This is a genomic window from Geodermatophilus sp. SYSU D01036 (genome assembly GCF_054050435.1).
On the sequence record NZ_JBJGZJ010000005.1, the window covers coordinates 26,154 to 49,376 of the forward strand.

25 protein-coding genes and 2 pseudogenes are annotated in these 23,223 nt (G+C 77.2%); 15 read left to right on the forward strand and 12 right to left on the reverse strand.

The genetic code is table 11. The features are described from left to right. The first annotated feature begins 29 nt into the window (after window positions 1-29). The 7 genes and pseudogenes from ACI8AR_RS07690 to ACI8AR_RS07720 all read left to right on the forward strand — a co-directional run bounded on the left by ACI8AR_RS07690 (window position 30) and on the right by ACI8AR_RS07720 (window position 5,996). Window positions 30-875 carry an SDR family oxidoreductase gene (locus ACI8AR_RS07690; RefSeq protein ID WP_457050480.1) on the forward strand — a complete coding sequence of 282 codons (846 nt, stop codon included), beginning with the start codon at window positions 30-32 and terminating at the stop codon, window positions 873-875. Then, window positions 872-1,195: a hypothetical protein gene (locus tag ACI8AR_RS07695; RefSeq protein WP_457050481.1), complete on the forward strand. Its 324-nt coding sequence runs from the start codon at window positions 872-874 to the stop codon at window positions 1,193-1,195. Before ACI8AR_RS07690 ends, ACI8AR_RS07695 begins: the two co-directional genes overlap by 4 nt. Window positions 1,196-1,228: 33 nt before the next feature. Beyond that, window positions 1,229-1,738 (forward strand): annotated as a pseudogene (locus ACI8AR_RS07700) (alpha/beta hydrolase fold domain-containing protein); the annotation flags it as partial. 110 nt (window positions 1,739-1,848) lie between these two features. Further along, window positions 1,849-2,481, forward strand: coding sequence for an ATP-dependent Clp protease proteolytic subunit (locus tag ACI8AR_RS07705; RefSeq protein ID WP_457050482.1), 633 nt, complete (start codon window positions 1,849-1,851; stop codon window positions 2,479-2,481). Continuing rightward, entirely contained in the window at window positions 2,478-2,720 is a 243-nt protein-coding gene (locus tag ACI8AR_RS07710; RefSeq protein ID WP_457050483.1) for a hypothetical protein, read from the forward strand. The genes ACI8AR_RS07705 and ACI8AR_RS07710 overlap by 4 nt, the downstream gene beginning before the upstream one ends. A 61-nt stretch (window positions 2,721-2,781) precedes the next feature. Then, window positions 2,782-4,797, forward strand: a complete 2,016-nt coding sequence (locus ACI8AR_RS07715) for a DUF222 domain-containing protein (RefSeq protein WP_457050484.1) — start codon at window positions 2,782-2,784, stop codon at window positions 4,795-4,797. A gap of 221 nt (window positions 4,798-5,018) precedes the next feature. After that, entirely contained in the window at window positions 5,019-5,996 is a 978-nt protein-coding gene (locus ACI8AR_RS07720; protein ID WP_457050485.1) for an NAD-dependent epimerase/dehydratase family protein, read from the forward strand. Here the strand turns inward: ACI8AR_RS07720 and ACI8AR_RS07725 are convergent. The 3 genes from ACI8AR_RS07725 to ACI8AR_RS07735 form a co-directional block, all read right to left on the reverse strand. Beyond that, the gene (locus ACI8AR_RS07725) at window positions 5,981-8,104 is read right to left on the reverse strand and encodes a phosphotransferase (protein ID WP_457050486.1); all 2,124 of its coding nucleotides are present in this window, start codon (window positions 8,102-8,104) and stop codon (window positions 5,981-5,983) included. The two genes, ACI8AR_RS07720 and ACI8AR_RS07725, sit on opposite strands and share 16 nt — an antisense overlap. Continuing rightward, window positions 8,101-8,829 carry an SDR family oxidoreductase gene (locus tag ACI8AR_RS07730; RefSeq protein ID WP_457050487.1) on the reverse strand — a complete coding sequence of 243 codons (729 nt, stop codon included), beginning with the start codon at window positions 8,827-8,829 and terminating at the stop codon, window positions 8,101-8,103. Before ACI8AR_RS07730 ends, ACI8AR_RS07725 begins: the two co-directional genes overlap by 4 nt. A gap of 101 nt (window positions 8,830-8,930) precedes the next feature. After that, window positions 8,931-9,746 (reverse strand): alpha/beta fold hydrolase, encoded by an 816-nt coding sequence (locus ACI8AR_RS07735; RefSeq protein ID WP_457050488.1) that lies wholly within the window; start codon window positions 9,744-9,746, stop codon window positions 8,931-8,933. 163 nt (window positions 9,747-9,909) lie between these two features. Between ACI8AR_RS07735 and mgrA the strand changes: the two genes are divergently transcribed. Next, window positions 9,910-10,941 carry an L-glyceraldehyde 3-phosphate reductase gene (gene mgrA / locus ACI8AR_RS07740; protein WP_456928952.1) on the forward strand — a complete coding sequence of 344 codons (1,032 nt, stop codon included), beginning with the start codon at window positions 9,910-9,912 and terminating at the stop codon, window positions 10,939-10,941. 31 nt (window positions 10,942-10,972) lie between these two features. After that, window positions 10,973-11,533, forward strand: a complete 561-nt coding sequence (locus tag ACI8AR_RS07745; RefSeq protein ID WP_457050489.1) for a putative glycolipid-binding domain-containing protein — start codon at window positions 10,973-10,975, stop codon at window positions 11,531-11,533. Window positions 11,534-11,539: 6 nt separating this feature from the next. Here the strand turns inward: ACI8AR_RS07745 and ACI8AR_RS07750 are convergent, their stop codons facing one another. Together ACI8AR_RS07750 and ACI8AR_RS07755 are read right to left on the reverse strand one after the other, a co-directional pair. Continuing rightward, the gene (locus ACI8AR_RS07750) at window positions 11,540-11,875 is read right to left on the reverse strand and encodes a VOC family protein (protein WP_457050490.1); all 336 of its coding nucleotides are present in this window, start codon (window positions 11,873-11,875) and stop codon (window positions 11,540-11,542) included. A gap of 67 nt (window positions 11,876-11,942) precedes the next feature. Then, a complete protein-coding gene (locus ACI8AR_RS07755) occupies window positions 11,943-12,449 on the reverse strand; it encodes a MarR family winged helix-turn-helix transcriptional regulator (RefSeq protein WP_456928949.1) in 507 nt (168 codons plus the stop codon). Between the two features lie 88 nt (window positions 12,450-12,537). Here ACI8AR_RS07755 and ACI8AR_RS07760 point away from each other — a divergent pair, with 88 nt between their 5' ends. Next, window positions 12,538-13,230 carry a GTP cyclohydrolase II gene (locus ACI8AR_RS07760; protein ID WP_457050491.1) on the forward strand — a complete coding sequence of 231 codons (693 nt, stop codon included), beginning with the start codon at window positions 12,538-12,540 and terminating at the stop codon, window positions 13,228-13,230. A 3-nt stretch (window positions 13,231-13,233) separates the two neighbouring features. Further along, a complete protein-coding gene (locus tag ACI8AR_RS07765; RefSeq protein WP_457050492.1) occupies window positions 13,234-14,115 on the forward strand; it encodes a dioxygenase family protein in 882 nt (293 codons plus the stop codon). 67 nt (window positions 14,116-14,182) lie between these two features. Here ACI8AR_RS07765 and ACI8AR_RS07770 read toward each other — a convergent pair whose 3' ends face one another. After that, window positions 14,183-14,764: an alpha/beta hydrolase family protein gene (locus tag ACI8AR_RS07770; protein ID WP_457050493.1), complete on the reverse strand. Its 582-nt coding sequence runs from the start codon at window positions 14,762-14,764 to the stop codon at window positions 14,183-14,185. Window positions 14,765-14,821: 57 nt separating this feature from the next. Here ACI8AR_RS07770 and ACI8AR_RS07775 point away from each other — a divergent pair. Beyond that, a pseudogene (locus ACI8AR_RS07775) lies at window positions 14,822-15,085 on the forward strand (VOC family protein); the annotation flags it as partial. Between the two features lie 3 nt (window positions 15,086-15,088). Here the strand turns inward: ACI8AR_RS07775 and ACI8AR_RS07780 are convergent. Beyond that, window positions 15,089-15,244 (reverse strand): hypothetical protein, encoded by a 156-nt coding sequence (locus ACI8AR_RS07780; RefSeq protein ID WP_456938256.1) that lies wholly within the window; start codon window positions 15,242-15,244, stop codon window positions 15,089-15,091. Between the two features lie 60 nt (window positions 15,245-15,304). Between ACI8AR_RS07780 and ACI8AR_RS07785 the strand changes: the two genes are divergently transcribed. Further along, complete coding sequence (locus ACI8AR_RS07785; protein WP_457050494.1) at window positions 15,305-15,694, forward strand: hypothetical protein; 390 nt, start codon at window positions 15,305-15,307, stop codon at window positions 15,692-15,694. A 6-nt stretch (window positions 15,695-15,700) separates the two neighbouring features. On the opposite strand, the gene ACI8AR_RS07790 is transcribed toward ACI8AR_RS07785, so the two are convergent. Further along, window positions 15,701-17,272 carry a Na+/H+ antiporter gene (locus ACI8AR_RS07790; protein WP_457050495.1) on the reverse strand — a complete coding sequence of 524 codons (1,572 nt, stop codon included), beginning with the start codon at window positions 17,270-17,272 and terminating at the stop codon, window positions 15,701-15,703. Further along, entirely contained in the window at window positions 17,272-17,529 is a 258-nt protein-coding gene (locus ACI8AR_RS07795; protein WP_457050496.1) for a ubiquitin carboxyl-terminal hydrolase 14, read from the reverse strand. The genes ACI8AR_RS07790 and ACI8AR_RS07795 overlap by 1 nt, the downstream gene beginning before the upstream one ends. 134 nt (window positions 17,530-17,663) lie before the next feature. On the opposite strand from ACI8AR_RS07795, the gene ACI8AR_RS07800 reads away from it, so the two are divergent. Both ACI8AR_RS07800 and ACI8AR_RS07805 read left to right on the forward strand, forming a co-directional pair. Next, window positions 17,664-18,596, forward strand: coding sequence for a hypothetical protein (locus ACI8AR_RS07800; protein ID WP_457050497.1), 933 nt, complete (start codon window positions 17,664-17,666; stop codon window positions 18,594-18,596). Between the two features lie 54 nt (window positions 18,597-18,650). Then, window positions 18,651-19,457, forward strand: a complete 807-nt coding sequence (locus ACI8AR_RS07805; RefSeq protein WP_457050498.1) for an SDR family oxidoreductase — start codon at window positions 18,651-18,653, stop codon at window positions 19,455-19,457. Here ACI8AR_RS07805 and ACI8AR_RS07810 read toward each other — a convergent pair. The 3 genes from ACI8AR_RS07810 to ACI8AR_RS07820 all read right to left on the reverse strand — a co-directional run bounded on the left by ACI8AR_RS07810 (window position 19,454) and on the right by ACI8AR_RS07820 (window position 22,982). Beyond that, entirely contained in the window at window positions 19,454-20,851 is a 1,398-nt protein-coding gene (locus tag ACI8AR_RS07810) for an NAD(P)/FAD-dependent oxidoreductase (protein ID WP_457050499.1), read from the reverse strand. The genes ACI8AR_RS07805 and ACI8AR_RS07810 overlap by 4 nt on opposite strands. A gap of 152 nt (window positions 20,852-21,003) precedes the next feature. Beyond that, the gene (locus tag ACI8AR_RS07815) at window positions 21,004-21,939 is read right to left on the reverse strand and encodes a diguanylate cyclase domain-containing protein (RefSeq protein ID WP_457050500.1); all 936 of its coding nucleotides are present in this window, start codon (window positions 21,937-21,939) and stop codon (window positions 21,004-21,006) included. A 98-nt stretch (window positions 21,940-22,037) separates the two neighbouring features. After that, window positions 22,038-22,982 (reverse strand): S1C family serine protease, encoded by a 945-nt coding sequence (locus ACI8AR_RS07820; RefSeq protein WP_456928928.1) that lies wholly within the window; start codon window positions 22,980-22,982, stop codon window positions 22,038-22,040. Window positions 22,983-23,223: the final 241 nt, after the last annotated feature.

Below are 23,223 nucleotides of genomic sequence, written 5' to 3' on the forward strand. Positions count from 1 at the left end.
GTCGTCCGCACCCACCCCGAGGAGTTCCGTTGAGCCCGAGCCCCGTCGCCGTCACCGGCTCGACCGGACAGGTCGGGGGCCGGGTCGCCCGCCGGCTGTCCGCCGCCGGCGTCCCGCAGCGCCTGCTGGTCCGCGACCCGTCCCGCGCGCCGCGGCTGCCGGGTGCGACCGCCGTCGTCGCGCCGTACGCCGACGGCGACGCCGTCCGCCGGGCGCTGGAGGGCGTGGGGACGGTGTTCATGGTGTCGGCGTCGGAGTCCGCCGACCGGGCCGACCAGCACCGCGCCTTCGTCGACGCCGCCGCGGCCGCCGGCGTGCGGCACCTGGTCTACCTGTCGTTCCAGGGCGCCGCCCCGGACGCGACCTTCACCCTCGCCCGCGACCACTGGGCCACCGAGGAGCACGTCCGCGCCCGCGGGCTGCGGTCCACGTTCCTGCGTGACGCGCTCTACGCCGACTTCCTGCCCGGCCTGGTGGGGGAGGACGGCGTCATCCGCGGCCCGGCCGGTGACGGGCGGGTCGCCGCGGTCGCCCAGGACGACGTCGCCGACGCCGCGGTCGCCGTCCTCCGCGACCCCGCCGCGCACGCCGGGCGCACGTACGACCTCACCGGGCCGGAGGCGCTGACGCTGACCGAGGTCGCGGAGACGATCACCGCCGTCACCGGCCGCCCGGTCCGGTACCACGCGGAGACCGTCGAGGAGGCCTTCGCCTCCCGCGCCTCCTACGGCGCCCCCGGCTGGCAGGTCGAGGCCTGGGTGTCGACGTACACCGCGATCGCGGCTGGTGAGATGGCCGCCGTGAGCAGCGCCGTCCCCGACCTGACCGGTTCCCCGGCCACCACCTTCGAGCAGCTGCTGCGGGCCACCGCGTGAGCCTGGCGATGCGCGCGGTGGCGGGGTACCTGCGGCTGACCGCCAAGCCGCGGATGGCCACCGCCGGGCGCGCCCGGCAGCGGATGGCCGCCCCCGGCGCGCCCGCCCCGGTGCCGGACGCGCTGCGCCGGCGGCACGAGGTGGCCACCCGGCTCGTCGAGGGCCGTGAGGTGCACACGGTGGCCCCGCGCGGCGGCGGGTCCGGTCGGGTCGCCGTCTACCTGCACGGCGGCGCCTACGTCGCCGGGATGGCGCCGCAGCACTGGGCGCTGGTCGGGCGGCTGGCCGACGCCGGCGTCCGGGTGGTGGTGCCCGACTAGGGCCTCGCGCCGCGGTGCACGTACCGCGACGCGTACCGCCTGCTCGACGCGGTGTACCGCGACCTCGGCGACGACGTCGTCCTCGCCGGCGACTCCGCCGGCGGTGGGCTGGCCCTCGGCTTCGCCCAGACCCTGCTCGGCACCGGCCTGCCGCAGCCGCGGCGGCTGGCGCTGATCGCGCCGTGGCTGGACCTGGCGCTCACCGGGCCCGGTGTGGCCGACGCCGAGGCCCGGGACCCGTGGCTGTCCAGCGCCGGCCTGGCCGAGACCGGCCGCGCGTGGGCCGGCGGCGACGACCCGGCCGACCCGCGGCTCAGCCCGGTCCACGGCCCGCTCGCCGGGCTGCCGCCGGTGCGGGTCTGGATCGGCACCCGCGACCTGCTCCACCCCGACGTGGTGCGCCTGCGGGACCGGGCCGTCGCCGAGGGGGCGCAGGTGGACGTGACGGTCCGCCCGGGCGCCGTCCACGTCTACCCGCTGACGCCGACCCCCGAGGGCCGGGCCGGGACGCGGGAGGTCGTCAGGGCGGTGGCCGGGGACTGACCCGCCGCGCCGTTCCGCCGCGAGCGGAAGAATTGCGCGAATGGTGAAACCGGACCATTCGGGGGCGCCTTCCTGTCGCGTTCCCGATTGACTGCGGCGGTCCGATCCCGGTGGCCCAGGAGGTACCGACCGTGCAGACCTCGACCGGCTCCCCGTCCCTGCACGACGCCGTCGCCGACCGCCTGCTGCGCGAGCGCATCGTCGTGCTCGGCAGCGAGGTCGACGACGACGTCGCCAACCGCCTGTGCGCGCAGATGCTGCTGCTCGCGGCCGACGACCCGCGCCGCGACGTCCACCTCTACGTCAACTCACCCGGCGGCTCGGTGACCGCCGGGATGGCCGTCTTCGACACGATGCAGGCGATCGGCTGCGACGTCGCCACCTACGCGTTCGGGACGGCGGCCTCGATGGGGCAGTTCCTGCTGACCGCCGGCACGCCGGGCAAGCGGTTCACGCTGCCGCACACCCGGATCCTCGTGCACCAGCCCTCGGGCGGGCTCGGCGGCACGCAGTCCGACGTCGCCGTCCAGGCCGAGGCGCTGCGCCGGCTGAAGCGGGACGTCGACGAGTTGCAGGCGCTGCACACCGGGCAGACGGTCGAGCAGGTCGAGCGGGACTCCGACCGGGACCGCTGGTTCACCGCGCAGGAGGCCGTGGCCTACGGGCTGGTCGACCACGTCGTCGCCTCGGCCGCGGCGCTGCCCGGCCCGGCACTGGTCCCCGCCGGCTGGGGCGTGCCGTGACCGACTGGCTCACCGCGACCCTCGACGACGCCCGCGCGGCCGAGCTCCGGCGGTCGGTGCGGCACCACCGTCGGGTCGCCGCCGCGGCCCGGCGACGCCGCGCCCGCCGGCTGGCCGCCCGTGCGGCCGCCCTCGCCGAGCGCTCCGCCGTCCTCGCCGCCCGGGCGGCGCTCCTGTCGTCCGGACCCCGCGCGGAGGCGCGGTCGGACGCCGGGGCGGACCGGTCACTGACGGCCTGAGCTGCGTCTTCGTCCTGTGGATGTGTTGCTGCTCGTCGTCTTCGAACGTATGATCGAACACGTGGACGACGTGCTGACCGCTCCGTTGCCGGTGGCGCCGGCGATCGGGATGTCGTCCGGGCCGCTGGGTGTCGTGCAGGCCGCGGACCGGAACATCGCCCGGCAGACGGCGCTGCGGGCGCGGGCGGTGGCGGAGTTCGCGGCGTCCCGGCCGTCCTCGGGGGACCGTCCGCAGGATGCGCCGGGCGCGATGTCGGCCGAGCGGTGGGCGGCGCGGCCGGAGGTGCTGCGGCCGGTGAGCGAGTGGGCCACGCAGGAGCTGGCGGTGGCGCTGTCGCTGTCCTCGGAGGCGGCGCAGGCGCTGCTGGAGCGGTCGCTCACGCTGGTGCACCGCCTGCCCGCCACCCTTGATGCTCTCGAGGCCGGCGCGCTGCACCCGGGGCACCTGTGGCCGCTGCTGGACGAGGTCGCGCCGATCACCGACGACACGGTGCGCGCCGGCCTGGAGCGGGACCTGCTGGCGTGGGCAACGGGGCGGGTGACCACGCCGGCGCAGCTGGGCGACAAGGCGCGGCGGGAGGTGCTCCAGCGGGGCGCCCGCGCGGCCGCCGACCGGCTGGCCAGGGCGGTGCGGGAGCGCGGGGTGTCCGCCCGGCCCGACCGGACCGACGGGATGAGCGTGGTCGGCGCGCTGCTCACCACGCCGGAGGCGGCGGCGTTGGTCAAGGCGCTCGGCGCGTACGCGGACGCGCTGCCCGACGACGGCCGCACCCGGGGGCAGAGGATGGCCGACTGCCTGCTCGACCTCGTTCTCCGCCCCGGCGAGCACGGGCTGCCGCCGGTGCAGGTGCGGCTGGACGTCGTGGCGCCGGTGGGTGCGCTGCTGGGTGGCGACCAGCCGTGCCAGATCGACGGGCAGGTGGTGCCCGCGGAGGTGGTCCGCGCCCTGCTCACCGCCCTCACCGGCACCCCTCTGGTCACTGGCACTGAGCCCAAGGGGACCGATCCCGAGGCCATCGAGTCCGAGATCAGCGCTCCGGAGGCCACCGCCCCGACCGCGGACGGCGGAGTCGACAACTCGACAAGCGGCTCCTCGGCGACCGTCCCTACGCCGGCCGACACCACAGCGACCGACGCCGCACCGGTCGAGTTCGCCACCGACGCCGATGACTGGCCGCTGCTCGGTCTCACTGCGGCCGACATCGCCCACTACGAGTCCGAGGCCGACGAGCTGTCCGCCTGGTGGGACCGGATGGAGGCCCGGGTGCTGGCGGGGGAGTTCGACGACCGCCCGGTGTCGTGTCCCGTCGACGAGGAACCACCACCGGGCCTCGTCCCACCGCCGGACGAATCTCCACCGCCCGACGACTCAGCGCCTCCGCCGACCGACTCCCCACCGCGTGCGGCCGTGCCCGAGGGCTGGTGGGCGCGCGCCGACCGCGCGGTCGACGACGCCGGCGACGCCGTCCTGGCTGCGCGGCGGGCGCTCGGTCACGCCGCCCGGATGGTGGCCACCGCCGAGCGCGCCGCCACCGCCGACGAGACCGTCTGGACGCACAGTCCCGCCGGCCGGGTCACCGCCGCACCCGACGCCCTGACCGCGCTGGGTGCGGCCACTCAGTCCGGCCGTGAGGCGCTGGCGGGACTGCTGCGGCGCACCGCCGGCGGCGGCCTGGCCGACCGGCCCCGCCTGGTCCTCACCGACGCGCTCACCGGCGCGCTACTTACCCTCACCGACCTGCCCGCCCTGCACCGCGCGGACAGGACCGGCACCGGGCTGAGCGTGCCCGGGCCGTCCGCCGGCTACCACCCCGGCGCGGCGCTGGACCGGCACGGCCGGGCGCGGGACCGGCGCTGCCGGTTCCCCGGCTGCCGCCGCCGCACCGGCCACCTCGACCACGCGATCCCCTGGCCGGCCGGGCCGACCGCCGCGCCCAACCTGGCCGGCTACTGCGCCGGCCACCACCGCGGCAAGCACCAGGCCCCCGGCTGGCACCACCGCCTGGCCCCCGACGGCACCCTCACCGTCACCACCCCCACCGGCCTGACCGCGACGACCACCCCACCGCCCTACTGACGCCCTCCTGAAGTGGCGCCGGGAATGTCCCGGCGGACGGTGCGTTGGAGCAGGTGCCGGTCCGGTCCATGCCCCCGGGCCTCACCCCCCGCCGCTGCGAGCGGCCACTCGCCGAGAGGCGGCTGTCGGGCCGGCGCTGCACGACCCGGCCGCCCGGAACACCAGGACCGGGCGGCCGTCCGCGTCCGGGGACCGGCCGGGGACGTGCCAGGGTGGCGGGCGTGCGTGTCCTCGTCACCGGCAGCTCCGGCCACCTGGGCGAGGCGCTGGTCCGCGTGCTGCGCGCCGCCGGTGAGGACGTCGCCGGGCTGGACCTGCTGCCCTCGCCGTGGACCGACGTCGTCGCCTCCGTCACCGACCGCACCGCCGTCCGGGACGCGCTCGCCGGCGCCGACGCGGTGCTGCACACCGCCACGCTGCACAAGCCGCACGTCGGCACGCACGGCCGGCAGGAGTTCGTCGCCACCAACGTCACCGGCACCCTCGCCGTCCTCGAGGAGGCGGCGGCCGCGGGCGTCGGACGCGTGGTGGTCACCAGCACGACCAGCGCCTTCGGTCGCGCGCTGACCCCCGCGCCCGGTGAGCCCGCCGCGTGGGTCACCGAGGCCGTGCCGCCGCGGGTGCGCAACGTCTACGGCGCCACCAAGGTCGCCGCCGAGGACCTCTGCGAGCTCGTCGCCCGCGACACCGGCCTGCCCGTCGTCGTCCTGCGGACCTCGCGGTTCTTCCCCGAGGGCGACGACAGCGACGACGTCCGCACCGCCTACGCCGACGACAACGTCAAGGTGAACGAGCTGCTGTACCGGCGGGTGGACCTCGCCGACGTCGTCTCCGCCCACCGCGCCGCCCTCGACCGCGCGCCGGCGCTCGCGTTCGGCCGCTACGTCGTCAGCGCCACCACGCCGTTCGGCCGGGACGACCTGGTACAGCTGCGCACCGACGCCCCGGCCGTCGTCGAACGGCTCTTCCCCGACGCCCCGGCGCTCTACGAGCGGTTGGGCTGGCGGCTGTTCCCCTCGATCGACCGCGTGTACGTCAACGCCGCCGCCCGCGCCGACCTCGGCTGGACGCCCGAGTGGGACTTCCGCGCCGCCCTCGACGCGCTCGCCGCCGGCCGCCCGCCGCGCAGCGAGCTGGCCCGGACGGTCGGCGCGAAGGGGTACCACGCCGTCCCGACCGGCCCCTACACCGTCCGCTGACCGGGGGACTCCAGCACCACGACGTCGTCCTCGTGCAGGCCGGAGGCCACCACCGTGCCGCCGCGCTCGGCGACCGCGGTGACGAAGCCGTAGCCGGCGTCGGTGGCGCGCAGGTCGTGCACCCGGCGCCCGTCGGCGGGGTCGAACGCCATCACCCAGGCGATCGGTGTCGCCTCCGGCCGCACCCGCTCCGGCACGTTCCACAGCAGCAGCCGCAGCACGCCCGGCAGGGGCAGCAGCCGGTCCAGCAGCGCGTTGCGCGGCGCCGCGATCGCCACCCACAGCAGCCCGTCGCTGCCGAGCGAGGCGTTGTCGGGGAACCCGGGCAGGTTCTCCACCAGCGGCTCGGTGGTGCCCGCCCGCTCGCCGGTGAGCCAGTGGCGCAGCACCCGGTAGCGAGCCGTCTCGGCCAGCAGCAGGTGCGAGCCGTCGGGCGCGCGCACCAGCCCGTTGGCGAAGCCGAGCCCGGACAGCACCGTCGTCACCGTGCCGTCGGGGTCCCGCCGGACCAGCCGCCCGGTGGCCGAGTGCTCGAACAGGTCGCCCAGGTGGTGCTCGACGTCCCACCGGCCGGTCGACGTCGTGAACCACACCGTGCCGTCCGGCGCCGCGACGACGTTGCTCGCGAACGTCACCGGCTCCCCGTCGACCTCGGAGACCAGCACCTCGACGCCGCCGTCGGGGAACACCCGCAGCAGCCCGCGGTCGTGGTCGCAGACGAGCACGCTGCCGTCGGCGCACGGCTCCACCCCGAGCGGGCGGCCGCCGGTGCGCCCGATCAGCGTGCGCTCCCCGGTGCGCGGGTCGATCCGCACGACGCTGCCGTCGCGCAGCCCGGTGACCACCAGGCCGGCGTCGTCGAAGAGCACGTCCTCGGGGCCGGAGTCGCCGGTCGGCAGCCGGCGGGCGACGCGGAACGGCGCGGTCGGCCCGGGGTCGGCGAACGCCGGCGGGGTCCAGCGGCGCGGCCGGATGCGGCGGCGGGTGAGCAGCGGGCTGCCGACCTGCGCCGCGGCGCGGTCGGGGGTGAGCCGGCCGGCCCGCCGGATGACCGCCAGGCAGCGCCGCTCGAGCAGCCGGACGGCGAGGCCGAAGGAGCGGAACGCCGGGTTCGTCGTCTGCCCCGCCCGGTAGCGCGCCCACACCTGCTGGGCGATGACCGCGACGCGGAACAGGCCGAACACCTCGTACCAGGCCCACTCGGCGTTGGTGACCCGCTGCCCGGTCCGCGCGCTGTAGTACGCGACGACCTGCTCGCGGGTCATCATCCCGGGCAGCGTCGTGGGCTGGCGGCTGAACCGGCGCATCAGCGGGCCGTCGTCGGCCTGGATCCAGTAGCCGAGCGCGCTCGCGAGGTCCATCAGCGGGTCGCCGACGGTGGCCAGCTCCCAGTCCAGCAGCCCCACCGGGCGGGTGGGGTCGGCGGGGTCGAGGACGACGTTGTCGAACCGGAAGTCGTTGTGCACCAGCGTGTGCGGCCGGTCGGCGGGCTGGTGCTCGGCCAGCCACGCGGTCACCCGGGCGAAGGCCGGCACGTCACGCGTGCGCGCCCGCGCGTAGCGCTTCGTCCAGTTCTCGACCTGGCGGCGCACGTAGCCGGGGCCGCGGTCGAGGTCGGCCAGCCCGGCGGCCCGCACGTCCACCGCGTGCAGGTCGACCAGCAGGTCGACGACGTTGCGGCACAGCCGCGCGACCTGCTCGCGGTCCAGGTCCACGCCCGGCGGCAGCGAGCGGCGGGGGATCGGCCCCTCGACCCGCCGGACGACGGAGAACGGCGTGCCGACGACGGCGGTGTCCTCGCACAGCGCGACCGTCCGCGGCACGTGGGGGAGGACCCGGCCCAGCGCGTCCTGGACGCGGTACTCGCGGGCGACGTCGTGCGCGGTGCCGGTGTGCTCCCCGCGCGGCGGGCGGCGCAGCACCAGGTCGCCGTCGGGGTAGCGCAGCAGGTAGGTCAGGTTGGAGACGCCGCCGGCGAACTGGCGCACCTCGGGGACGGCGGACAGGTCGACGCCGGCCCGCGCGGGGTCGGCGTGCGCGGCCAGCCAGGCGGCGACGGCGGCGACGTCGAAGGCGTCCTCGGCCCGGACGGGGCGGGCGTCGGTCACGAGAGCCGCCGCACGACGGAGAGCGGCAGGACCCGCATCGCGACGCCGATCGGCCCCCACGGCCAGGCCGGCACGTACGCCTTCGCCTTCCGCGCCTCGATCGCCCCGACCATCGCCCGCACGCCGGTCTCGGTGTCCACCATGAACCGGGTGGCCTGCTGCACGTGCTCGTTCATCTCCGACCGGATGTAGCCGGGGTAGACCACCGACACGTCGACGCCGGGGATCCGCTCGGAGCGCAGCCCCTCCGCGAGCGCGGCGACGCCCGCCTTGGTCGCGGCGTAGGTGGTCATGCTCCTGCGCATCCCGCGCAGCGCGGACATCGACGAGACCAGTACCAGATGGCCGCGGCGCTGCCGGCGGAACACCTCCAGCGCCGCCTCGCACTGCGCCAGCGCGCCGACGAAGTTGGTCATCGCCGTCTCGCGGTTGGCGCCGGCGCGGCCGGTGCCGAGCGGGGCGCCCTTGCCCAGGCCCGCGTTGACGACCACCCGGTCGAGCCCGCCGAACGCCTCGTCGAAGCGGCGGAACACCGCGGGCACGGCGTCGGCGTCGGTGACGTCGAGCGCCGCCGTCTCCACCCGCCGGCCGGTCGCCGTCCGGATCCCGTCCGCGAGGGTGTCCAGCCGGTCGGTCCGGCGGGCGCACAGCGCGAGGTCCCAGCCGCGGGCGGCGAACTGGCGCGCCATCTCCGCGCCCAGCCCGGAGCTGGCCCCGGTGATCACGACGACGCCCGGGCGGGCTCCGAGAGGGGACGGGGAACCGGGGGAGGCAGAAGGCACCCGGGCACGCTAGTTCCGGCCGGTACCGGGCCGGTGTCCGGGGCTCAGGTGCGGACGGTGGGGCGCACCTGCGCCAGGACGAACCCGGCGACGACGTCGTGCACGGCGTCGCGGTCGTGCTCGTTGAGGACGTCGTGCAGGTCGCCCGGGAAGGTGCGGAGGGTGGCCCGCGGCAGCCGCGCGACCAGGGCGCGGGAGTTCGCCAGCGGGACGACCGGGTCGGCCTCGCCGTGCAGGACCAGCGTCGGGACATCGGGCCGGCCCGCGGCGAGCCCGTCGGCCACCGCGGACCAGGAGCGGACCACCGCCTCCAGGGTCTGCCGGGGCACCGGCCCGCGGTTGACCAGCGGGTCGGTGCGCAGCGCCTCCAGGTAACCGGGGTGGGTGCTGAACACCTCCGCCGGGTCCGGCGGCTCGACCTCCGCGACGTCGTCGGCGAGCAGCGCCTCGATGACCGGCACGGGTCGGGCCGGCGGGTCGGAGACGACCAGCGCCTCCGCCACGTCCGGGGACCGCTGGGCCAGCAGCAGCGCGGCCACGCCCCCGCCGGAGTGCCCCATGAGCACCAGCGGGCGGCCGGGGTGCCGGGCCCGGGCGATCGCGGCCAGCGTGCGGAGGTCGTCGGCCTGGTCGTCCCGGCTGAGCATGAGGTCGCGCTCGCCGTCGCTGCGGCCGTGGCCTATGGCGTCCAGGGCGTGCACGGCGATCCCGTCGGCGGCCAGCCGCCGGCCGAGGGGCGCGTAGAGGCCCAGGTGCTCGCCGAAGTCGCCGTGGTGGAGGACGACGACCGCGCGGGCCTCGCCGTCGGGGAGCCAGGCGTCGTGGTGCACGCGGCCCCGGGTGCCGTCGAAGAAGGGCATCGCGCCCCTCCCTCCGGGTCGGGCGGACGGGCCCCCGCGCGGGTGATCGTCCTCGCCGCCGCCCCGGTACAGCGGGGTCCCGCCGCCGGCCCGGGGAGGGGACGGCGCTGCGTCACCCGGGGCGCCCGGTTCGGCTCCGCGCGTGCCGGGCAGGATCGTCGTCATGACGTATGCCGCAGCCGAGGGCCGCTACGACTCGATGACCTACCGCCGGACCGGCCGCAGCGGCCTGGACCTCCCGGCGATCAGCCTGGGACTGTGGCACAACTTCGGCGACGACGTGCCGCTGGACCGCCAGCGCGCCATCCTCCGCCGGGCCTTCGACCTGGGCATCACGCACTTCGACCTGGCCAACAACTACGGCCCGCCCTACGGCAGCGCGGAGACCAACTTCGGCCGCCACCTGCGCGACGACTTCCGCCCCTACCGCGACGAGCTGGTGCTCTCCACCAAGGCCGGCTGGGACATGTGGCCCGGCCCCTACGGGCAGGGCGGCGGCTCGCGGAAGTACGTGCTCGCCAGCCTCGACCAGTCGCTGCGGCGGATGGGCGTCGACTACGTCGACGTCTTCTACTCCCACCGGCCCGACCCGACGACGCCGCTCGAGGAGACGATGGGCGCGCTGGACACCGCCGTCCGGTCGGGGAGGGCGCTCTACGCCGGCATCTCCTCCTACTCGCCGGAGGACACCGCGAAGGCCGCGGCGATCCTCGCCGACCTCGGCACGCCGCTGCTGATCCACCAGCCCAGCTACTCGATGCTCAACCGCTGGATCGAGACCGAGGGCCTGCTCGACACCCTCGCCGACGTCGGCGCCGGCTGCATCGCGTTCTCGCCGCTGGCGCAGGGGATGCTCACCGACAAGTACCTCGGCGGGATCCCCGAGGGCTCGCGGGCCAGCCAGGGCAAGTCGCTCTCGCCGGACCTGCTCACCGACGAGGCGATCACGCACGTCCGCGCGCTGGGCGAGCTGGCGGCCGAGCGCGGGCAGTCGCTGGCGCAGATGGCGCTGGCCTGGGCGCTGCGCGACCCGCGGGTGACCAGCGTGCTCATCGGCGCCAGCAGCGTCGCCCAGCTCGAGCAGAACGTCGGCGCGCTGGAGCGGCTGGACTTCAGCGACGAGGAGCTCGCCCGCATCGACCGGCACGCCGTCGACGCCGGCATCGACCTGTGGGAGGGCGCCCGCACCGCCTGAGACCGTCGCCGGTCGCCCCTAGCCTCCGTGCATGGACACCCGGGTGGTGGCGTGGCGGCGGACCGACGAGGACACCGGGCACAGCCTGGCCCGCGTCGAGCGGCACGACGGCGGCTGGCTGGCCCACGGCACCGAGGTGCTGGCCGGCCCGGGGACCCTGCTCGCCTGCACGTTCCGCGTGCGGCTCGACGCGGCGTGGGCGACCCGCGCGGTCGAGGTCTCGTCGGTGTCCGCCGCCGGGGAACGCCGCCTGGCCCTGTCGGCGGACGACCGCCGCCGGTGGACCGTCGACGCCGAGCGCGCCCCGGAGCTCGACGGGTGCGTGGACGTCGACGTCGCCGCCACCCCGCTGACCAACACCTTCCCGATCCGGCGGCTGGCGGACCTCGCCGTGGGCGAGGAGGTCACCACGCCGGTCGCCTGGGTCGACGTGCCGGCGCTCGGGGTGACGCGGGTCGACCAGACCTACCGCCGGCTGGGCCCGCTGCGGTGGCGGTACGCCGACGACGCGCACGGCGCCTTCGAGCTCACCGTCGACGGCGACGGCCTGATCGTCGACTACACCGGCATGGCCACGCGCGTCGCCGGCTGACCGCGCTCAGGCGCCGGTCAGGACGACGCGGTTGCCGTCGGGGTCGCGCAGCCGCACGACGCGGCTGCCCCCGCCGGGCTCGGGACCGTCGTGCGCGACCCCTGTGGCGGTGAGGTCCCGCGCGGTCGCGTCGAGGTCGGCGGCGCCGATCACCATCGTCGAGCGGCCGCTGCGCTCCGGCTCGCGCCACACCTGGACGCCGGCGGAGTCGGTGAGGTGCCACTCGAGCAGGCCGTCCATCGGGCGGCTGTCGGGCTCGCGGCCGAACAGCGCGGCGTACCAGCGCTCGGCGCGGTCGAGGTCGGCGACGGTGGCCTGGGCGAGCACGCTGGTGGCGTGCATGAGGACCTCCTCGGGGTCGGTTCCCCAGGGGAGACCGGCCGGACGCCGCGGACTCATCGGTCCGGCGTCACCGGTCCCGGCCGCGCGCCTCCGCCGCCGCCAGGCCCGTGGCCAGGCGGCCGTCGGGGTCGAGCCGTTCCAGCAGCGCCCCGGCGACGTCGGCGAGCTGGCCCACCTGCTCCGGCGTCAGCGCGTCGATGACGTGCTCGCGCACCGTGGCCAGGTGCCCCGGCGCGGTCTCGCGCACCTTGGCCCAGCCGGCGTCGGTGAGCCGGGCGTTGGTGGCCCGCCCGTCGTACGGGCACGGCGCCCGCTCGACCAGGCCGCGCTCCTCCAGCCGCCGCACGACGTGGGAGAGCCGGGGGAGGGTGGCGTTGGTGCGGGTGGCCAGCTCGGTCATCCGCAGCGTGCGCTCCGGCGCCTCGGACAGCATCGCGAGCACGTGGTAGTCGAAGTGGGTCAGCCCGGCGTCGCGGCGGAGCTGGCCGTCGAGGACGCCGGGCAGCAGCTCGACGACGGCGACCAGGCGCAGCCAGGCCCGCATCTCGTCGTCGTCCAGCCACCGGGGTTCCACGACGACATCGTCCCACCCGGGTGCTTGTTGCTTCAACCAATGCAGGCTAGGGTCGTCGGTTGTAGGTACAAGTGACGTGGAGGCCGCAGTGACCCTCTCCCTCGACCCGGACCTGGTGTCCCCGGTCCCCTCGGCGACGGTGCGCACCCGGGTGACCGTGCCGCTGCGCTTCGCCGACGGGTACGCCACGACGGCCGAGGTGGTGACCTTCGACGGGCTGGCCGACGGCCGGGAGCACCTGCTGCTCGGGCTCGGCGACTGGCGCGGCGCGCTGGCCCGCTCCGCGGCCGGCGGGGAGGCGCCGCTGGTGCGCCCGCACAGCGAGTGCCTCACCGGCGACGTCCTCGGCTCGGAGCGGTGCGACTGCGGCCCGCAGCTGCGCGAGGCGGCCGAGCGGATCGCGGACGAGGGCGGCTTCCTGCTCTACCTGCGCCAGGAGGGCCGCGGCATCGGCCTGTACGCCAAGCTCGACGCCTACGCGCTGCAGGACGCGGGTCTGGACACCTACGAGGCCAACCGGGCGCTGGGCCGCGGCGAGGACGAGCGCGACTACACCGCCGCCGCGCAGATGCTGCAGGCCCTCGGTGCCGACCGGGTCCGGTTGCTGTCGAACAACCCCGACAAGGCAGCAGGGCTCGAGCTGCTCGGCGTCGCGGTGACCGGGCGGGTGCCCACCGGCGTCCACCTGTCGGCGGCCAACGCCCGCTACCTCGCCGTCAAGCGCGACCACACCGCGCACACCCTCGACCTGCCCACCCTCGACCTCCCGCTGGCGGGCTGAGCCGTGCACCCCACCGCCGCCGCCGACGCGCTGATCGACCCCCGCCACCCGTTCGCCGCGCACCTGCGGCACGTCGCCGGGCTGGGGGAGCACCGGCCGTGGACGCCGGACGACGGCCCGCTGCCGGCGCTGTACCTCAGCCACGGCGCCCCGCCGCTGTTCGAGGACGCGCCGTGGATGCGGGAGCTGGCCGCCTGGGCCCGCGCGCTGCCCCGGCCGCGGGCGGTGCTGATCGTGAGCGCGCACTGGGAGTCGGACTCCCTCGGCATCACCAGCACCGTGCCCACCGGGCTCGTCTACGACTTCGGCGGCTTCGACCCGATGTACTCGCGGATGCGCTACGACACCCCGGGGTCCGGCGAGCTGGCGCGGCAGCTGCTCGCCGTCCTGCCGGAGACGGCGCACGTGTACGAGCACCGCGGCCGCGGCCTGGACCACGGCGCCTGGGTGCCGCTGAAGGTCATGTACCCGGAGGCCGACGTCCCGGTGCTGCAGCTGAGCCTGCCCACGCACGACACGGCGACGCTGCTGGCGCTGGGGGAGCGGCTGCGGCCGCTGCGCGAGCAGGGCGTGCTGGTGGTCGGGTCGGGCTTCATGACCCACGGCCTGCCGTACCTGACCCGGGAGGTGCTCGGCGGCGCCGTCCCCGGCTGGTCGGCGGACTTCGACGCCTGGGCCGCCGACGCGCTCGACCGCGGCGACGTCGAGGAGCTCGCCCGCTTCCGGCTGCGGGCGCCCGGCCTGCGCTACGCCCACCCGACGGTCGAGCACTTCACGCCGCTGTTCGTCACCCTCGGCGCCGCGACCGACCCCACCGCCGGCGTCACCACCGCCATCGACGGCTTCTTCATCGGCCTGGCCAAGCGCTCGTTCCAGGTGGCCTGACCGCCCGGTGTCGACCTGCTGCCGTCTCCGCGCCCGGGAGGCAGCAGCAGGTCGACGAGCGGCGGGGTCAGGCGCGCTGCGCGCCCAGCTCGGCGAAGGTGTCGGCGACCCAGTCGGCGACGAAGGTGCTCACGGACGGCAGGTGGTCCAGGCCGATGTGCTCGGTCGCGCCCTCCTCGGGCGTGAAGACCCGCAGCTCCCGCTTGGGCGAGTTGACCGCCTGGGAGTGGGAGCGGTGCGCCATCTCCAGCGGGATCTGCCGGTCGTTGGCACCGTGCGCGATCAGGAACGGCACGGTGATCTTCTCGACGACGCCCTCGAGGGTCACCTGGTCGGCGATGTCGAGGAACGCGTCCAGGTCGTTCTCGTCGCCGGGCTGGCCCCACACCCACAGCACGTGCTCCCAGTAGTGCGGCACCGGCCGCTCGCCCTCGCGCTGCCGGCGGCGGCGCTGCACCGCGCCCCAGTCGTGGTTGGCGCCCCAGGCCACGCAGAGGGCGAACCGCTTCTCGAACGCCGCCGCGCGCGGGGCGTAGTAGCCGCCCAGCGACCAGCCGACGATGCCGATCCGGGAGGCGTCGACGTCGTCGCGCGTCTCGAGCCAGTCGACGGCCGGCCCCGCTCCCGAGGAGGTCCCCGTGGACGTCACGGTCGTTCCCGTCCCCGTCAGCGACCAGGACGCCGCGCTGCGCTCCCGGACCGTGCAGGTCGGCCTGCAGGTGCTGCGCGACGCGGAGTTCGCACCCGGCGCGCGCTGGGTGCAGGTGGGTTCGACCGGATGCCGCCGGGCTCGCTGCAGGGCCTGGTGTTCGAGGTCGACGACGTCGACGCCGAGCACGCGCGGATGGCCGGCGCGGGCGTCCCGTTCGAGGGGCCGCTCACGACCGAGGCGTGGGGCCGGCAGGCGGTGTTCGCCGATCCGGACGGCAACCGGTTCGTGCTGAGCAGCCGCGCCCGGGTGCCGGCCTGAGGATCAGCGGCGGGGGCGCTCCCGCATGCCGAGGGCGGCGGTGACGAGCAGGAGCATCAGGCCGACGAGGACCAGCCAGAACATGCCCTCGACGACCCACCCGACGATCGTCACGGCCAGCCAGACGACCAGCAGCAGACCGAGCAGACGCAGCAGCACGGGGACCTCCGGGGGACGGCTGCGGCCAGCCTAGGCCCGGTCGGGGGCAGGATGGCCGGGATGGACGACGACCCGTGGGACCTCCTGCTCGCCGGCCTGCCGCCCGCCACCGCCGACCTCGTCCGCGCCGCGGACGCCCTCGTCCGGGGGGCCGACCCCGGCGTCGTGCGGGTGGTGTGGCCGCACCAGCGCACCGTCGGCTACGGCGTGGGCCCGCGGAAGAACTCCGAGCACTACGCCTACCTCGACGTCCACGACCGGCACCTCAACCTCGGCTTCAACCGCGGCGCGGCGCTGGCCGGCGCGGGCCTCGACGGGGGGCTGCTCGAGGGCACCGGGAAGTCGTTCCGCAAGGTCGCCGTCCGCGGCCCCGCCGTCCTCGCCGACCCGCGGCTGCCCGGCCTGCTGCGCGCCGCCCGCGAGGAGCGGCTGACCGCGCTCGGCCGGTGAGGGCGGTCACTCGCGGAGCAGGGTGACCTCCTCGAGGTCCATCTCGTGCTGCACCCGCCGGAACACCTCATCGTCGATGCGCCGGGCGTCGCGGTACCGGACGAACACCTCGCGCTCGGCCTCGAGCATGGCCCGGCGCATCCGCCGGTAGACCGCGCTCGGCGTCTCGCCGCCGCCGGCGACCGGGCCGCCGAGCCGCTCCCACGCCGCGTTGGTCCGCGCCTCCATCCGCTGCCGCAGCTCGGCCACGGTGGCGGCGTGCAGCGGGTCGCCGTCGTCGAGGCTGTCGAGCCGGGCCACGGCGGCCCGGCCGGCGTCGTTCTGCGCCTGCGCCTCGGCGAGGGCGTCGGCGGCCTCGTCCGAGGCCTGCACGCCCAGCCGCCGGATCACCGCCGGCAGCGTCAGCCCGTGCAGCAGCAGGGTGCCCACGGTGACCACGAAGGTCAGGTAGACGATCTCGTCCCGTCCGGGGAAGGGCGCGCCCGACAGCGTGGTCAGCGGGATGCCGGCCGCCGCGGCGAGCGAGACCACGCCGCGCATCCCGGCCCAGGAGATGACGGCGGGGTACGTCCACGGCGGCGGGGACCAGTCCTGGCGGCGGCGGGCCAGCGGCCGCAGGTAGGTGGTGGGGAAGACGAACACGACCCGGGCCGCCAGCGCGACGAGCACGAGGAACAGGCCGACCGCCGTCAGCGTGCCCACCGACGGCCCGACGCCGGTGACCACCGCGCGCAGCTGCAGGCCGATCAGCGCGAAGACCGTCGCCTCGAGGACGGTGTCGGCCGCCTGCCACACCGCGCGGTCCTGCAGCCGGGCGACCGGGTGCGCCGCGGGGGAGCGGTGCCCGAGGTAGAGACCGGCGAGGACCACCGCGAGGACGCCGGAGGCGTGCACCTCCTCGGCGACGGTGAAGCCGACGAACGGGACGAGCAGGCCGAGCGCGCTCTCCAGCACGCCGTCGCGCAGCAGCAGGCGGATGCGGTGCACGAGCCAGCCCAGCGCCCAGCCGATCGCGGCGCCGCCGGCCGCGGCGAGGACGAACACGCCCAGGCCCTCGGCGATGCCGTAGCCGGCGCCCGCGGCGACCGCGACGGCGACCCGGTAGACGGTGAGCGCGGTGGCGTCGTTGACCAGGCTCTCGCCGCCCAGGATGGTCATGACCTTCCGCGGCAGGCCCAGCCGGCGGCCGACCGAGGCGGCCGCGACGGCGTCCGGCGGGGCGACGACGGCGCCGAGCACCAGCGCCGAGACCAGCGGCAGGCCCGGCACCAGCCACCACGCGGCCAGCCCGACGGCGACCGTGGTGAGCAGCACCGCCCCGACCGCGAGCATGCCGATGGGGCGGAGGTTGGCGCGCAGCCGCAGGTAGGAGCTGTCCAGCGCCGCGGAGTACAGCAGCGGCGGCAGGACCAGCGTGAGGATCAGGTGCGGGTCCAGCGCGTAGTCGGGGACGCCCGGCAGGAAGGACACCGCGAGCCCGACCAGGACCAGGAGCAGCGGCGGGGAGACCCCCAGCCGCCGCGCCAGCGCGCTGACGGCGAAGGAGCCGGCGAGCAGGCCGACGAGGGGCAGCTCCATCACACCAGCGCCTGGTCGACGTAGCACCAGCGCCACTCCTCGCCCGGCTCGACCGACCGGACGATGGGGTGGCCGCTGGCGCGGGCGTGCGCGGTGGCGTGCCGGTTGGGGGAGGAGTCGCAGCAGGCCACGTGCCCGCAGGTCAGGCACATCCGCAGGTGCACCCACCGGCTGCCGATGGCCAGGCAGTCGCCGCAGCCCTCGTCCGAGTCGGGCGACACGTCGCGGATCTGGTCCAGGTGCCCGCACGTCGTCATCGCGGTCCCCCCCTCTCGTCGCGGCCGTCGCCGGGAGTCGACCACCCGCGCGACGCGGGCGGCAACGTCCCCCGGCCGGTCCGCTCTTCCCGTGGCAGGGTCGGCGGCGACCGTGCGAGCCGGGAGGAGGCGCCGTGGACCTCGACGAGGTCGCCGAGGAGCTCTACGCGGTGCCGCCCGGGCAGTTCGTCGCCGCCCGCACCGAGGCCGCCCGCCGCGCCCGGGCCGCCGGGGACCGGGCGCTCGCGCGGGAGATCGGCGCCCTCGGCCGGCCCTCGACCGCGGCGTGGGCGTGCAACGTCCTGGTGCGCGAGCAGCCCGACGAGATCGCCGGCCTCGTGGAGCTCGGCGACCTGCTGCGCGAGGCCCAGCAGACCCTGGCCGGCGACGAGCTGCGGCAACTGGGCACCCAGCGCTCCCGGCTGCTGGCCGCGCTCACCCGCCAGGCGCGGGCGGTGGCCGCGCGCCGCGGCACCCCGCTCAGCGACGCCGTCGCCGACCAGGTGGAGGAGACGCTGCGGGCCGCGCTGGCCGACCCGGAGGCGGGGGAGGCGCTGCTGGGCGGCCGGCTGACCGCGCCGCTGTCCTCCCGCGGCCTCGGGCCCGGCTTCGGCAGCCGCCCGGACCTGCGGGTGGTGCCCCCGCCGCGGACCGGGCGCACCCCGCCGGCCGCCCCGCGGACCAGCGCCCGGGAGGGCGCCGCCCGGCGCGCTGCCGAGGAGCGGCGGCGGGCCGCGCAGGAGCGGCGGGACCGCGAGCTGGCCGCCGCCCGCGAGGAGGCGGAGGCGGCCGAGCGGGAGGCCGCGGAGGCGGAGGCGGCCGCCCGGGCCGCGCACGAGCGGGCCGGGCGGGCCGCCCGCCGGCAGGAGGAGCTCGCCGCCCGCGTCGAGGAACTGGCGGCCGAGCTCGAGGGGGTGCGCGCCGACGCGGAGGCGGCCGGCGCCGAGGCCACGCGGACCGGCCGGCGGGCGGAGGCGGCCGACCGGGCGGCGCGGCGGGCGGCGGCCGACCGCGACCGCGCCGCGGACCGCGTCAGCGAGCTGGAGCGGGCGCCGCTGGAGGCCTGACCGGTGCACCGCCGCCGCGTCGCGGGCCCCCTGCCCCGCCCCCAGCATGGGCGCATGACGGAGTCAGCGGGCCGCGTCGCGGTCGTCACCGGGTCGGAGTCGGGCATCGGGCGGGCGGTCGCGGTCGCGCTCGCCGAGCAGGGGTGCGACATCGGCATCACCTGGTACCGGGACGAGGCGCACGCCCAGGCCACCGCCGACGAGGTGCGGGCCCGCGGGCGGCGGGCCGAGGTGCGCCACGTCGACCTCACGCAGCTGCCGCAGGCCGCCGGCGTCGTCGACGACCTCGCCGAGGCCCTCGGCGGCATCGACGTCCTGGTCAACGACGCCGGCACCGGCCACTCCACGCTGGTCCTCGACACCGACTACGCGACCTCGCGCGAGGTGCTGGCCACCGACCTCGACGCGGCGTTCCTCTGCCTGCAGCGCGCGGCCCGCCGCATGGTCGCCGCCGGGCGGGGCGGGCGGATCGTGAACGTCACGAGCGTGCACGAGCACCAGCCGCGGGTCGGCGCGGCCGCCTACTGCGCGGCCAAGGGCGGGCTCGGCCTGCTCACCCGGGTCGCGGCGATCGAGCTGGCCGGGCACGGCATCACCGTCAACGCCGTCGCGCCGGGGGAGATCGCCACCCCGATGACCGGCCAGGAGGACGAGGACCCGACCGCGCCCGGCCACGAGCGCCCCGGCGTCCCGGTCGGCCGGCCCGGGAGCGCGCACGAGGTGGCCGCCGTCGTCGCCTTCCTCGCCTCCCCGCAGGCGTCCTACGTGACCGGCTCCTCCTACGCCGTCGACGGCGGCATGCTGCAGATGGGCCCGATGGCCGGCTCGCACCTGACCGGCGACGACTGGCGCCGTCCCTAGGCGGCCAGCAGCTCCAGCAGCCGGGCGCGGTCGGGGCCGGGGAACGGGCGCGGCGGACCGGGCACCGCCGCGGCCACCCGCTCGCGGACCAGCGGCACGGCCAGCAGGTCGGCCAGCGGCGCCATGCACAGCCGGTACTCGAGCATCGCCCGGAACACGTCGGCGTCCCGCATCGCGACCCCGAGGAAGGCCGCGAGCTCCGGGTACAGCGGCGGCTCGGGCACCCCGCGCCGGGCGGCGTCCATCTGGGCCAGCCGGGAGCGGTCCTCGGCCAGCTGGTCGGTGACCAACGGCCCGACCCGCTGCTGCGTCGCCGCGTCGAAGGCCGCGGCGAGGTCGGCGGGCCGGTCCAGGTCGCGGGCGACCGCGGCGCGCAGCAGCGCGGCGTGCGCGATGCCGATCGACAGGCCGCGGCCGGCCGACGGGTTGGTGCACGCCCACGCGTCCCCGACGGCGGCGAAGCCGGTCACCACCGGCCGGCCGTCGACGGTGGAGCGGCGGCTGCGGTCCAGGCCCCCGGCCATCGCGGCGACCCCGCCCAGCGGCCGCCCGTCCAGCCAGTGCGCCTGCAGCGGGCACGCCGCCACCACCCGGTCGAACACGGCGGGGTCGCGCAGCTCCCGCAGGGGCCGGTCGCCGGTCTGCCCGAACACGGTCACCGACCAGGTGTCGTTGTCGCTCTCCACCGTGAGCACCGAGACGCTGCCCAGCGGCATGAGCCCGGGAGCGCGGCGCACCGGCCGGTCGGGGCCGGTGAAGTACCGCGTGTAGTAGACGAACCCGGAGGCCTGGGCGCGCTCCTCCGGCGGCCGGGCGCCGAGGTCGGCCAGCCACCGTGCCGAGCGGGTGCGCCGGCCGGTGGCGTCGACCACGAGGTCCGCCCGCAGCTGCTCGCCCGCCGCCGTCCGCACCCCCGCCACGTGTGGGACGCCGTCGGTCGCGGACGGCCCCGGCAGGAGGCCGGCCACCTGCACGCCGCGGCGGACCGTGACCCGCGGGGCCTCCTCGGCGGCGGCCGCCACCGTGGACTCCACCACCGGCCGGCGCCCGGTGACGAAGCGCAGCCGCTCGTCGGCGACCCGGGGCGCGCGGTCGGGGATCGACCGCGGCAGCATCGTGGTGTAGTCGATCCACACGCACCCGTCGGCGACCAGCCGGTCGGTGAGGCCGGGGAGCTCCTCGTCGGCGACCGCACGGAAGCGGGCGAAGAGGTTGTGCGGCTGCCGGAACTGCGCGACCCCGGTGCGCCGCCAGGACTCCCACGCCTCGGCGGGCGTGGTCGGGGCGCCGTCGGGATCGCCCTCGAGGACGGTGACGTCGTGCCCGTCGGCCGCGAGCATCATGGCGGCGCACAGCCCCACCACGCCGCCGCCGCAGACCACCACCGAGGCCATGGCCGCCCCCTCGTGCCCGGGACGGCGCGCGCGGCCGGTCGCCGGGCCGGCCCAGGGTGGCACCGGCGGCGCCGTCGGGGCGCGTGCCGCCGGGGCGGGCCGCGGGGTCCGTGGCGCGTCGGCACCGAGGGGCGCCGGGCCGACGCGGGAGGTCAGCCGGCGGCGGAGTGGCGGGCGCGCTTCTCCCGGTACAGCGCGGCGTCGGCGCGGGCCAGCGTCGCGGCGAGGTCCTCGCCGGGCCGTGCGCCGGCCGCCCCGGCCGACCACGCCCCGACGGAGACGGCGCGCAGCCGGTCCAGCAGCTCGGCGGCGCGGTCGGGGCCGGTGCCGGGCAGGCAGAGCACGAACTCGTCCCCGCCGAGGCGGCCGAGCAGGTCGGAGCGGCGCAGCTCCCGGCTCCAGGCCGAGGCGAGGGAGCGCAGCAGCGCGTCACCGGCGGAGTGGCCCTCGGTGTCGTTGACTGCCTTGAACCCGTCGAGGTCGAGGACGACGACGGTCAGCGGCTCCCCGGTGCGCTGCGCGTGGGCGAGCAGCCGGGCGGACTCGGCCTCCCAGGCGCGGCGGTTGGCCACCCCGGTCAGCGGGTCGGTGCCGGCCGCGCGGCGCAGCGCCCCGGACTGCCGGATCTGCGCCTCGGTGAGCACCGCGACCGTGGTGACGGCGGCCAGCCAGGCGGAGAGGAAGCCGTCCGGCGTCGCGGCGAGCGCGCCGGCGGTGACGACGGCGACCCCGCCCGCGACGTGCAGCCGCGCCTGAGCCGGCGCGAGGACGTGGCCGGCGAGCACCCCGAGCGCGACCATGACCGGGCCGAGGCCGACGACGCCGACCGCGGTGACCGAGCGCCAGGCGAGCAGCGCGGTGAGCAGGGACAGCAGCGCGAGGGCGGCGTGCACGACGCTCATCGGCGCGCGCTCGCGCCCGTGCCACAGCGCCGCGGAGCCGAGCCCGCCCACGGCCGCGAGCGTCGTCAGCAGGACGACCGGCGTGCGGGGGTGCATCGGCCACAGCGCACCGGCGGCGCACAGGACGGCGGCGCAGCCGTAGAGCAGCGCGAGCAGGCCCAGCCCACCCCTGCGGTCACCGTGCACGGGCCCTCCCTCCGTCGCGGACGACATCGTCACCCATCGCGCCGGTCCTGAGCGCGACGACGGCCGTCCCCCTCGGAGGGAGGGGTGCGGGGGGAGGGTCAGCCGGTGAGCTCGGTGGGCACCGCGATGACGTCGACCATCGCCCCGAGCCGGTACACGGTGACCGGCAGCGGCCGGCCGATCGCCTCGGCGAACAGCAGCCGCTGCAGGCTCTGCGCCTCGGCCACCGGCGCCCGCCCGGCCTCCAGCACCAGGTCGCCGGCGCGCAGCCCGGCCCGGTCGGCCGGTGACCCCGGGACGACGTCGACCACCCGCAGGCCGCGGCGCCGGCCGGTGCGCTCGGCCAGCGGGGCCGGCAGCGGTGCGGGGCTGCTGACCAGGCCCAGGTAGGCGCGGCGCACCCGCCCGTCGCGGACCAGCGCGTCGACGATGCGGCGGGTGGTGGCGTTGACCGGCACGGCCAGCCCCAGGCCCCACCCGGCGACGGCGGTGTTGATGCCGACCACCCGGCTGGCCGAGTCGGCGAGCGCGCCGCCGGAGTTGCCGGGGTTGAGCGCGGCGTCGGTCTGGATGACGTCCTCGACCACCCGGGCGGTGCGCCCGTCGCGGGTGGGCAGCGAGCGGCCCAGGCCGCTGACCACGCCCGCGGTCACCGACCCGGCCAGCCCGAGCGGGTTGCCGACGGCGACGACGAGCTGGCCCACCCGCAGCTGCGCGGCGTCGCCGAGCTCCGCGGGCTCCGGTGCGCCGGCGGTCGCCCGGACGACGGCGAGGTCGGACAGCGGGTCGGTGCCCACCACCTCGACCGGCGTCTCGGTGCCGTCGCCGAACACCGCGCGCCCGCTGCGCGCCCGGCCGACGACGTGCGCGTTGGTGAGCATCAGCCCGTCGCCGGGGACGACGACCGCGGAGCCGGCGCCGCCCCCCCGGCCGTCGGGCGCGGTCACCTGCAGCGCGGCGACGTGCGGGGTGAGGTCGGCGGCGACCGCGGTCACCACCTGGGAGTAGGCGTCCAGGGCCGCGTCGGTGTCGGGTCGGGCCACGGTCCACCTCCGGTCGTGATTACAGCGTTGCACCGACCAGTGGACGCCTCGCCGGACCGCGCTGCCACCCCCTCCGTTCCGCCTTCGGTGAACGGCGGGAGGTGTCCCGGGCGCGCTCGTGCTCCGCCCCCGATGCGGACCAGAGCACGAGCATCCGCCGGGGAACCCCGGGTCCCTCCCCTCGTGCTCTGCCCCCAGGTGGGGGGAGAGCACGAGCGCGCTGGTCAGCAGGTGCGGCGGG

What these genes read in the sequence shown, in the direction of transcription:
- ACI8AR_RS07735 (WP_457050488.1), bottom strand. Translation starts at nt 9,746, where the DNA reads ATGCCCTTCTTCGACGGCACCCGGGGCCGCGTGCACCACGACGCCTGG.
- mgrA (WP_456928952.1), top strand. Translation starts at nt 9,910, where the DNA reads ATGACGTATGCCGCAGCCGAGGGCCGCTACGACTCGATGACCTACCGC.
- ACI8AR_RS07745 (WP_457050489.1), top strand. Translation starts at nt 10,973, where the DNA reads ATGGACACCCGGGTGGTGGCGTGGCGGCGGACCGACGAGGACACCGGG.
- ACI8AR_RS07750 (WP_457050490.1), bottom strand. Translation starts at nt 11,875, where the DNA reads ATGCACGCCACCAGCGTGCTCGCCCAGGCCACCGTCGCCGACCTCGAC.
- ACI8AR_RS07785 (WP_457050494.1), top strand. Translation starts at nt 15,305, where the DNA reads ATGGACGACGACCCGTGGGACCTCCTGCTCGCCGGCCTGCCGCCCGCC.
- ACI8AR_RS07790 (WP_457050495.1), bottom strand. Translation starts at nt 17,272, where the DNA reads ATGGAGCTGCCCCTCGTCGGCCTGCTCGCCGGCTCCTTCGCCGTCAGC.
- ACI8AR_RS07795 (WP_457050496.1), bottom strand. Translation starts at nt 17,529, where the DNA reads ATGACGACGTGCGGGCACCTGGACCAGATCCGCGACGTGTCGCCCGAC.
- ACI8AR_RS07805 (WP_457050498.1), top strand. Translation starts at nt 18,651, where the DNA reads ATGACGGAGTCAGCGGGCCGCGTCGCGGTCGTCACCGGGTCGGAGTCG.
- ACI8AR_RS07810 (WP_457050499.1), bottom strand. Translation starts at nt 20,851, where the DNA reads ATGGCCTCGGTGGTGGTCTGCGGCGGCGGCGTGGTGGGGCTGTGCGCC.